Genomic DNA, 9853 nt, shown 5'->3' with positions numbered 1-9853 from the left:
GCGGGTGCTGGCCGTCACGGGCGCCAGCGGCTTCTGCGGGGCCGCCGTCGCGCGGGCGGCCGTCGTAGCCGGTTGGGAGGTGCGCTGTCTCGGCCGGCGGCCCGGTCCGGTCGGCCGGCACGTGCCGTGGGACGCCGCCCAGGATGCTCCCCGGCTGGACGGCGCCGACGCGGTGGTGCATCTGGCGGCCGCCGTCGGTGACCCGCCACCCGGCCGCGCCGCCGAACGGGCCTTCCGCGCGGTCAACGTCGACGGCACCGCCCGGCTGCTCGACGCCCTCGGCGGGCGGCCGCTCGTCCACGTCTCCAGCGCCAGCGTGTACGCCCCGGCGGCGGGCGCACCGATCCCCGAGGAGCACCCGGTCGAAGGGCAGCGCACCGCCTACGGCCGCACGAAGGCCGCCGGCGAGGCGCTCGCACTCGCGGCCGGGGCGGTCGTGCTGCGCCCCCGCGCCGTGTACGGCCCGGGCGACCCGCACCTGCTGCCCCGCCTGCGGTCGGCGGTGCGCGGCGGCGTCCTGCTCCTGCCGGGGCCCGACACCACACTCAGCCTCACGGCCGTGGAGAACCTCGCCGCCGCCTGCCTGGCCGCCCTCTGCCCCACCGACACCGCGCACGACAACCCCACCGACGCCATGACCCCACGGGGTCCCTGGCCGCCCGGGGCTTACAACATCGCCGACGCCCGCCCCTACCGCCGCGACGACGCGATCCGCCGCGCTCTCGGCACCAGCGTCAGAATCGTCCACGTCCCCGTCGCACTGGCCACGGCGGCGGCCGCTGCGGCGGCCCACCTGAGCAGAAACTCCCTGCTCACCCGCTACTCGGTCGAACAGGTGGCACACGGCGTCGTCCTCGACACGACCCGCGCCGCGGCGCAGGGATTCCACCCCACGTGGGATCTCGAAGATTTCCTGCGGACCGAACCTGTCCGCGATGAGGTCTAGCGTCGAACCCATGACGATCGAATGGAACCCGCTGCTCCTGGAACAGCTCACCTGGCACTGGGAGTTCCACCTGCGGCCCCGCCTCAACGGGCTGGACGACGACGAGTACTTCTGGGAGCCGGCGCCGAACGCCTGGAGCGTCCGCCCGCGCGGCGTCACCGACCCGCGGTTCGCGATCGGGGACAAGGACTTCACGGTCGACTTCGTCACGCCGGAGCCGACGCCGCCGCCGGTGACCACCATCGCGTGGCGCCTGGCGCACCTCATCGTCGGCGTCCTGGGCGAACGCACCGCCAACCACTTCGACGGCCCCGACATCCGGTACCCCACGTTCGCCTACGCGGGGACGGCCAAGGAGGCGCTGCAGCAGCTCGACGACGGCTACGAACGCTGGGTCGCCGGCGTGCGCGGGCTCGGCGAGGAGGGCCTCGAACGCCCCTGCGGCCCGGCCGAGGGGCCGTACGCCAAGCACCCGCTGGCGGCGCTGGTGGTGCACATCAGCCGCGAGGTGATCCACCACGGCGCCGAGATCCTGCTGCTGCGCGACCTCTACCGATCCCGCTGAGGCGAGGCGTCCGGAGCAGGCCAGGCAGCGGCGGCCGGCGAGATGAACGGCAGCTCCGGCGACACCACCGAGGCGCCCTCGACACGCAGCCCGGGAACCCCCCGAGGTAAGGCCGCCGGCCGGTCGCCGTCGAGCACGGTGGCCGGCACCGTCGGATCCACCACGGGGGCCGCCGGCGCGGCCGACGGGGCGTCCACAGTGGACAGAGTGGACGGATCAGGCGGCCCGAACACCGGCGGTGCGGAGAGGGTCGTGTCGCGCTCACGACGTTCCCTCAACTTGGCCGAGATGCGCACGGCCATGAACCCGACGACGCCCACCAGCACCAGGATCACCTTGAGAATCTTCAGCTTGAAGATCAGGGTGACCCACAGCCCCGGGTCCCAGGTCCAGAAGTGCTTGATCTCGTCCCAGTCGAGATCCGGCCCCCACCGGTAGAGGACGAAGCAGACCCCCGCGATCAGTCCGACCGCGCCGACGGTGGCTGCGACGGCGGTCAACACCTCGGGGATTACGGAACGGCGCGGCTGGCTCATACCGAGCACGGTAGGGGCCGCCCGCATCGCCGCACATCGTTCCGTGGCGGAGAAATGCCTCCACCCCCGGGTGGAGACTGTGCCACCCTGCGCGGGTGAAGTACCTGGTGGCCGCACGGGCGCTGTCGGTGGCCGGCGACTCGTTGAGCCTGGTGGCGCTGATGCTGCACGTGGCGTCCACCACGGGCCAGGCGCTCGCGGTGGCGGTGCTGCTGCTCGTGGGCGACTTCGCGCCGGCGCTGCTCGGGCCGTTGACCGGTGCGGTGGCGGACCGGTTCGACCGGCGGCGGGTGATGATCGCCTGCGAACTGGTCCAGGCCGCCGCGGTCGGCGCCCTCGCGCTGACGCTGCCGGCGTTGCCGTGGCTGCTGGTGCTGGTGGCGGTGCGCGCGGTGGCGGCGCAGGTGTTCCTGCCGGCGTCGCGGGCGGTGCTGCCGGCGCTCGTGCCGGACGCGGAGCTGCCGGCCGCCAACTCCACGCTGGGCCTGGCCACCAACGCGGCCGAGGTCGCGGGCCCGTTCCTCGCCGCCGGGCTGCTGCCGTTCATCCATACCCGAGGCGTTCTCGCCGTCGACGCCGTCTCCTTCCTGCTCTCCGCCCTTCTCCTCGTCTTTCTCGAGGGAACGTCGTCAGCACCCCGATCCGCCGGTCTCCTCACGGACGCCCGGGCGGGCCTGGGACATCTGCTGCGCACGCCGGTGCTCCGGACGGTGGTGCTCGGGTTCTGCGGGGTGGTGGCGTTCAACGGGGTCGACGACGTGGCCCTGGTCGTGCTCGGCGGAACGGGCCCGCGAGCCGGTCTTCTCCTGGGCGCCACCGGCGTGGGGCTGCTGCTCGGGTACGCGCTGCTGGGCCGCTTCGGCACGGCGTGGGGACCCCGCCTGCTGATCCTCACCGGCTTCGCCGTGAACAGCCTCGGCAACCTGCTGACCGGCGCGGCGGCGGCGGTGTTCGGGGCGGCGTTCGCGGCGCAGGCGGTGCGCGGGGCGGGCATCGCGGCCATGGACGTCGGCACGAACACGGCGCTGCAACGGCTCGTGCCGGACCATCTGCTGGGCCGGGCGTTCGGCAACCTGTACGGCGCCGTCGGGGTGGCGGCGGCCCTCTCGTACCTGGCCGGGGCGGTCCTGCTGGACGGCACGTCGGCGGCGCTCACACTGGTGTCCGCCGGAGCCGGCGGCCTGGCGGTCACGGCCGCGACGGCACTGGCCCTGCGGACCTGGCCCGCACCGAGCAGAATCGAACGATGACCACCCGGCTCAGCTTCGACCTGGACGGCACCACCTGTGCCGACCTGTGGCGCTACGCCGACGCGCTGCGCGCGAGCGGAACCCCCGGCGACACACCACTCACCCGCCCCACCCCGAACCGCGTCGAGGCCGCCGTCCCACCCCCCACCGACGCCGCACACCCCGGCGGGGAGCCGGCGCCCTGGCCGCAGCACGCGGCGCCCACCGGCCCACCGCCGCCGTTGGCCGCGTCCGGCCACCCCTATTCGCCCGGCCACCACCCGTACGGCGGCGCACCCGCACCCTTCGCCGCCTCCGGCCACCCCCACTCGCCCGGGCACCACCCGTACGGCGGCCCCGCCCCGGCGCCCCAGGCCGACCCGTACACCTACGCCGACGGCGTGCCGGCCGGGCAGCACGCCGTCCACGCGCCGCACGTCCCGCATCAGGGCCACGGCCCGCACGCGCACCCGGGTCCCCCGTCACCGCCCCCGGCACGCCCGGCCGCGCCGCACCTGAGCATCTTCAACGAGACCCGGCACGCGTTCCAGGCGCCGCCGCCCGGCCACAGCCGCCCGGGCCCGCAGGAGCAGGCCCACCTGACGATGACGGTGGGCGCCACGACGCTCGACCGCTGGCGGGGCGCGATCGGCGAGGCGCTGCGTGCCGAGGGGCTGAGCGAGTCGGCCCGCGCCTCCCTGGCGGAGCTGCACGACCGCCTGACCCTGCCGGCGCCGCCGTTCACGACCGGGCTGGGCAGCTAGCTTCCGCCGACGGGTGACCGGAAGCGCCGGCGGAGGGGTCAGCGGCCGTTCTGGCTGAAGTGTTGGTAGTCCGGCGCGGACCAGCGCCCTCCCCAGGTCCACCCCACCGCCTCGAACGCCCGCACCAGGGGCCCTCCGGCGACCGCCATCCCGGGGCGCACGTTCGCGCGGTCGGTGTACTGCGCCCCGGCCGGCGGGAGCACGCGGCCGGAGATCAGGTACGGGTTCTCGACCGGGTTCACGTCGACGGCCCGGCCGTAGGCGTGTGCGGACCAGCGCGGCGGCCCGGTGCTCACGGCGTTGCGACAGTTGAACGCCGACGTGTTGTCGGCCGCCATCGAGTCGTCGTCGCTGCCGCCGTACTCGTCCACCGGGCGCAGCAGCCGGATCGGGAACTTCTCCCGCCACAGCGCCGCGAAGACGGAGCGCAGGTCGCCGGCCGCGTCCCGGTGCACGATCAGGATCCCGGTGCGCGCCCGCCCGTCGAACCCCCAGTGGCTCAGCTCGAGCCGGCGCAGATCGGCCGGGCCGACCGGGCAGCCGTCGCGCCAGCTGTGCGGCAGGTCCGCCGCGGTCACCGCCGTCTCCACGACGGTGAAGTCGGACGGCGCGGGCAGCGCGGAAGCCGAAGCCGGAGAGGCCACCGACTCCAGCGGGCGCGCCGCGAGAGAAGAAGCCGCAGCGGAAGCGGCCGTAGCGGAAGCGGCCGTAGCGGAAGCGGCTGTGGAAGCGGAGACCGTGGGAGCAGCGGCCCCGCACCCCGTGAGCAGCACGGCGCTCACGCACAGCAGTCTCACCCGCACGCCTGGACCATACCCGCCCCTGACCTGCCCCGATGGCCGCACGAGCCGGGTTCACCCCGGCTAGCGTGGGCTTTGTGGGACCCTTCGGACGGGTGCTCGTGACCCTGGTGGCGTTGGCGGCGGGATCGGTTCCGCGCGTCGCCGCGGCGGCGGGAGAGGACAATCTCGCGAGCCGCCTCAGGACCCTCCCGCCGGCCACGAGCCAGGTGATCATCGTGCATGCCGCGGCTTTCGGGGTGGCGGACGCGGTGCTCGAGACGTTCCAGAGAAGCGATAACTCCTGGCGGGCGACGGGCGGTGCGATACCCGCGAAGCTGGGGGTCAACGGTTTCCGCGACCGCAAGGTCGAGGGTGACGGCGCGACCCCGACGGGCGTGTATCCGATCGGCGGCACGATGTACGGCATCGCGCCGGACCCGGGCGTCCGCCACCGCTACCACCGGCTGGTCGAGGGCGACTGGTGGAACGAGAACCCGGCCTCGCCCGGCTACAACCAGTTCGTGCACGGGCCGGACCCGGGCGGTGCCAGCGAGGCGCTGTGGACGATCAGCCCGCAGTACACCCACTTCGCGGTGATCGACTACAACACGCCCGTGACGGTCGCCGACCCGCCCCGCGGCAGCGGCATCTTCCTGCACGAATCGGTGGGCCGCGGGACGGCCGGATGCGTCGCGGTCGCCCGCGGTGATCTCGTGCGGGTGCTCACCTGGCTCGACCCGGCGGCGTCGCCACGCATCGTGATGGCGCCCACCTCCCAGTTGGGTCGCTACTGACCTGGCCTTACCTTTGTGCCATGCGTGACTTCGTGTACCCGCCCGTCATCGCCGGTCTGCGGACCTGGTTCAAGCTGATCGACCTGAAGATCTCGGTCGAGGGCGCGGAACACATTCCGCAGGAGGGCGGCGCGGTGCTGGCCGCCACCCATGTGAGCTATCTGGACTTCATCTTCACCGGGTTCGCGGCGCTGCCGGTGAAGCGGGTGGTGCGGTTCATGGCGAAGAAGGAGATCTTCGCGAACCGGTTCGCCGGGCCGCTGATGCGCGGCATGCACCACATCTCGGTCGACCGGGACGCCGGCCTCGCCTCCTACAAGGAGTCGTTGCGCTACCTCAAGGAGGGCGAACTCGTCGGGGTGTTCCCGGAGGCGACGACGAGCCAGACGTTCGTGGTGAAGGAGATCAAGAGCGGCGCGGTGCGCATGGCGATCGCGACCGGGACGCCGCTGATCCCGATGACGGTCTGGGGCGGTCAGCGCCTCGCGGGCAAGGGCCGCAAGCCGGAGCTGACCAAGCGGCACATCCCGATCACGGTCATCGCGGGCGAGCCGATGCGCCCGAGCCGCAAGGACGACATGCGCGAGCTGACCACCGAACTCCAGACGCGCATGCACAACCTGCTCGACCGGGCCCAGCGGGAGTATCCGGACCAGCCGAAGGGCGAGGACGACCGTTGGTGGCTGCCCGCTCACCTCGGCGGTACGGCCCCGGCGCCAGAGACCCAGGTCACTGGCACGGACGACTGAGCGGGTCTGGATACGGCACCGTAACTTACGCTACCGTAGGTTTCATGACCGCTGAGCCGACCGACACCGTCACGCTGCTGCGCGAGCTCGAGCCCGTCGTCGAGCAGAACGTCAACCGGCACCTGTCGGTGGCGAAGGAGTGGTTCCCGCACGAGTACGTGCCGTGGAGCGACGGCACCAACTTCGACGGGTTCCTCGGCGGCGAGGCGTGGGACGAGAGCCAGTCGAAGATCAGTGACGTCGCCCGCACGTCCCTGATCGTCAACCTCCTCACCGAGGACAACCTGCCCAGCTACCACCACGAGATCGCGACCACGTTCGGGCGCGACGGCGCGTGGGGCACCTGGGTGCACCGGTGGACCGCCGAGGAGGGGCGGCACGGCATCGCCATCCGCGACTACCTGCTCGCCACCCGCGCCGTCGACCCGGTCGCCCTCGAACGCGCCCGCATGCGCCACATGGAGGAGGGCTTCAGCAACTCGTACGACGGCGTGATCGGCTCCGTGGCGTACGTGTCGTTCCAGGAGCTGGCGACGCGCGTGTCGCACCGCAACACCGGCAAGCTCTCCGGCGACCCGCTGTGCGAGGCCCTGCTGGCAAAGGTCGCCAACGACGAGAACCTGCACATGCTCTTCTACCGCAACGTGCTCAGCGCGGCGTTCGAGCTGGCGCCCAACGAGACGATGAAGACGATCCTCGAGGTCGTGAAGACGTTCCAGATGCCGGGGCACGGGATCGAGGGGTTCACCCGCAAGTCCGTCGAGATCGCCAAGGCCGGCGTCTACGACCTGCGGCTGCACCACGACGACGTCCTCAGCCCGGTGCTGCGCCAGGTGCGGGTGTTCGAGCGCGACGACCTCTCCGCCGAGGGCGAGGCCGCCCGGACCGAGCTGGCCAACTTCATGTCCGACCTGGACAAGGCGGCGTCGCGCTTCACCGAGCGCCGCGACGCGATGCGCGCCAAGGCCGCCGAGCGCGGCAAGATCCTTCCCCAGGTGTAACAGCCGCACTCACACTTCAGCGGCCGAGGGTGGCGAGCGCGGCGTCGAGCACTGCCTCGCGGAGGGCTTCTTTCGGGACGTCGCGGAAGCCGGCGGTGCAGTCGTCCATGCCGCCGATCGCCATCCAGGCGCGGGCCTGCTGGGCCAGGGTCGGGTCCTTGCCGATCAGCAACTCCACCAGCCGCCCGCGCCAGGTGGCGACCGCCGTCGTCAGGTCGACCAGGGCCAGCACGCTCAGGTCGCGCATGATCATCTGGGTGATGTGGCGGTTGCGGTAGGTCACGTCGAAGTAGGCGCCCAGCAGCGCGCGGGGGCCCGACTCCGCGTCGGCGGCCGCCAGCATCGCCTCGACGTCGTCGATGAGCGGCCGCACGAGGCTGCGGACCAGTTCCTCGCGCGAGGCGAAGTGGTAGTACAGCGCGGGTTTGGTGATGCCGACCCGCTCGGCGATCTCGCGCAGGCTCGTTTGCTGGACGCCCTTCTCGGCGATCAGTTCGAGCGCCGCCGCGCGGATCCGGTCCGCCGTCTCGGTCGTCCTGGGTCTCGGCACCTGGCGATTTTACGGCCGCGCTGGTTTACTTACCGGAAGGTAAACGAACGGAGGACCGCCATGCACGCGCTCATCTCCGGGGCCAGCGTCGCCGGGCCCGTTCTCGCCCACTGGCTGCGCCGCCACGGCTGGCGGGTCACCGTGGTGGAACGCACGGCCACCGCACGGGTCGGCGACGGCGGCCACGCGGTCGACCTGTTCGGCCCCGCCGTCGACGTGATCCAGCGGATGGGCCTGCTCGAACGGGTCACCGCCGCCAGCACCCGCAACGACTCCATGTCCCTGTACCGGCCCGGCGGCGGGAAGCCCGTTCGGCTCGCCACGAGCGAACTGGTCGCCGGCGTCGCCGACAAGCACGTCGAGATCATGCGCGGCGAACTGGCCGGCATCGTGCACGAGGCGACCCGCGACGACGTCGACTACCGGTTCGGCACGATGATCTCCGCCCTGGACGGCACGACGGCCACGCTCTCCGACGGTTCCACCGTGGCGGCCGACCTGGTCGTCGGCGCCGACGGGCTGCACTCCGGCGTGCGTTCCCTGGTGTTCGGCCCGGAGCGGCAGTACCGGCACTTCCTCGGCGCCTACCTGGCCGTCTTCTCCGTGCCGGACATCTTCGGCACCGCGCCGACGGTGACCGCGTTCGCGGCTCCCGACCTGGCCGTCACCGCGTACCCCACGCTGGTGCCCGGCCGCACGCGGGTGCTGGTGCTCATCCGCAGCGCCGCCTCCGTCGACCGGGACCGCGCCGGCCTCCGTGCCCTGATCGGGCCGGCGCCCGACCCGCACGTCGCCCGCATCCTCGAACACCTCGACGCCGCCGACGACTTCTACTTCGACGACATCAGCCAGATCCGCATGGACACCTGGTCCCGCGGCCGGGTGACGCTGGCCGGCGACGCGGGCTACTCCCCGGGGCCGGCCGTCGGCGGCGGCACCAGCCTCGCGGTCGCCGGCGCGTTCCTGCTCGCCTCCCACCTGGGCACCGGCGGCGACATCCCCGCCGCGCTGTCGCGCTACGAGGACGCCCTGAGGGAACCGGTGCGCCACGCCCAGCGGATCGGGCCGGCCGTCCTCAACACGATCGTGCCCCGCAACGGCGCCCAGGTTTGGGCGTCGGCGCAGGTCATGCGCGTGCTGCCGCGCCTGCCCGGGCCGGTGCGGCGGCGGCTCACGTCGTTCGGGGGTGGGCCGGCCGCCATGCTCGACGGGCTGGCGCTACCCGCGTAGGAACGCCAGGACCGCCCGGACGCGGCGGTGGTCGTTCTCGTCGGGCGGCAGGTCGAGCTTGGTGAGCAGGCTGCCGATGTGCTTGGCGACCGCCGCCTCCGTCACGGTCATCGCGCGGGCGATGGCGGCGTTCGAACGCCCCTCCGCCATCAGGCCCAGCACCTCCCGCTCGCGGGGGCTCAGCCGCTGCAGGGGTGCCCGGCGCCGCGCCAACAGTTGGCGGACCACCTCCGGGTCCACCACCGTGTGGCCCTTGGCGACCCGTTCCACCGCGTCGGCGAACTCCGTCACGTCGCCGATGCGGTCCTTGAGCAGATAGCCCGTGCCGCCGGTGCTGTCCTCCAGCAGTTCGGCCGCGTAGGTCTGCTCGACGTACTGGCTCAGCACCAGCACCGGCAGGCCGGGTGTGCTCCGGCGCAGCGCGATCGCCGCCCGCAGCCCCTCGTCGGTGAACGTCGGCGGCATCCGCACGTCGGTCACCACGATGTCCGGCGGATCCGCCGCGACGGCCGCCAGCAGCCCCGGCACGTCGCCGACGGCCGCCACGACGGCGTGCCCGAAGCGCTGCAACAGCCCGGCCAACCCCTCCCGCAGAAGAACCCCGTCCTCCGCGAGGATCACCCGCACAGTGTTTCCCGCGCAAGTGCACGGCTCCGCCCCACGGCGGCTTCCCTCCGGTCCAGGCGCCGTGCCATGCACGCGCTCAG

At 73.0% G+C, this 9853-nt stretch carries 12 protein-coding genes; 8 read left to right on the top strand and 4 right to left on the bottom strand.

Features of this window, described 5'->3' with window-relative positions:
• Positions 1-4: 4 nt before the first annotated feature.
• Entirely contained in the window at positions 5-946 is a 942-nt protein-coding gene (locus Val02_RS36415; RefSeq protein ID WP_239153609.1) for an NAD-dependent epimerase/dehydratase family protein, read from the top strand.
• A 10-nt stretch (positions 947-956) separates the two neighbouring features.
• Positions 957-1511 (top strand): DinB family protein, encoded by a 555-nt coding sequence (locus Val02_RS36410; protein WP_203903858.1) that lies wholly within the window; start codon positions 957-959, stop codon positions 1509-1511.
• Here the strand turns inward: Val02_RS36410 and Val02_RS36405 are convergent.
• Positions 1496-2047: a hypothetical protein gene (locus Val02_RS36405; protein WP_203903857.1), complete on the bottom strand. Its 552-nt coding sequence runs from the start codon at positions 2045-2047 to the stop codon at positions 1496-1498. The two genes, Val02_RS36410 and Val02_RS36405, sit on opposite strands and share 16 nt — an antisense overlap.
• A gap of 95 nt (positions 2048-2142) precedes the next feature.
• Between Val02_RS36405 and Val02_RS36400 the strand changes: the two genes are divergently transcribed.
• Both Val02_RS36400 and Val02_RS36395 read left to right on the top strand, forming a co-directional pair.
• Complete coding sequence (locus Val02_RS36400) at positions 2143-3297, top strand: MFS transporter (RefSeq protein WP_203903856.1); 1155 nt, start codon at positions 2143-2145, stop codon at positions 3295-3297.
• Positions 3294-4040 carry a hypothetical protein gene (locus tag Val02_RS36395; protein WP_203903855.1) on the top strand — a complete coding sequence of 249 codons (747 nt, stop codon included), beginning with the start codon at positions 3294-3296 and terminating at the stop codon, positions 4038-4040. Before Val02_RS36400 ends, Val02_RS36395 begins: the two co-directional genes overlap by 4 nt.
• Before the next feature lie 38 nt (positions 4041-4078).
• On the opposite strand, the gene Val02_RS36390 is transcribed toward Val02_RS36395, so the two are convergent.
• Complete coding sequence (locus Val02_RS36390; RefSeq protein WP_203903854.1) at positions 4079-4843, bottom strand: M15 family metallopeptidase; 765 nt, start codon at positions 4841-4843, stop codon at positions 4079-4081.
• Between the two features lie 74 nt (positions 4844-4917).
• Here Val02_RS36390 and Val02_RS36385 point away from each other — a divergent pair, with 74 nt between their 5' ends.
• The 3 genes from Val02_RS36385 to Val02_RS36375 are packed head-to-tail and all read left to right on the top strand — an operon-like array spanning position 4918 to position 7366.
• On the top strand, positions 4918-5616 hold the full coding sequence (locus Val02_RS36385; protein ID WP_203903853.1) for a L,D-transpeptidase family protein: 699 nt from the start codon (positions 4918-4920) through the stop codon (positions 5614-5616).
• Positions 5617-5636: 20 nt separating this feature from the next.
• A complete protein-coding gene (locus Val02_RS36380) occupies positions 5637-6365 on the top strand; it encodes a lysophospholipid acyltransferase family protein (RefSeq protein WP_203903852.1) in 729 nt (242 codons plus the stop codon).
• Between the two features lie 44 nt (positions 6366-6409).
• Positions 6410-7366 (top strand): acyl-ACP desaturase, encoded by a 957-nt coding sequence (locus tag Val02_RS36375; protein WP_203903851.1) that lies wholly within the window; start codon positions 6410-6412, stop codon positions 7364-7366.
• Between the two features lie 16 nt (positions 7367-7382).
• Here Val02_RS36375 and Val02_RS36370 read toward each other — a convergent pair whose 3' ends face one another.
• Complete coding sequence (locus Val02_RS36370; protein WP_203903850.1) at positions 7383-7916, bottom strand: TetR/AcrR family transcriptional regulator; 534 nt, start codon at positions 7914-7916, stop codon at positions 7383-7385.
• A 60-nt stretch (positions 7917-7976) separates the two neighbouring features.
• Between Val02_RS36370 and Val02_RS36365 the strand changes: the two genes are divergently transcribed.
• Positions 7977-9146 carry an FAD-dependent monooxygenase gene (locus tag Val02_RS36365; RefSeq protein WP_203903849.1) on the top strand — a complete coding sequence of 390 codons (1170 nt, stop codon included), beginning with the start codon at positions 7977-7979 and terminating at the stop codon, positions 9144-9146.
• Here the strand turns inward: Val02_RS36365 and Val02_RS36360 are convergent.
• Entirely contained in the window at positions 9135-9773 is a 639-nt protein-coding gene (locus Val02_RS36360) for a response regulator transcription factor (RefSeq protein ID WP_239153608.1), read from the bottom strand. The two genes, Val02_RS36365 and Val02_RS36360, sit on opposite strands and share 12 nt — an antisense overlap.
• Positions 9774-9853: the final 80 nt, after the last annotated feature.

Source organism: Virgisporangium aliadipatigenens (assembly GCF_016863615.1).
GTDB lineage: Bacteria > Actinomycetota > Actinomycetes > Mycobacteriales > Micromonosporaceae > Virgisporangium > Virgisporangium aliadipatigenens.
This window is presented reverse-complemented; position numbering and strand designations above follow the sequence as displayed.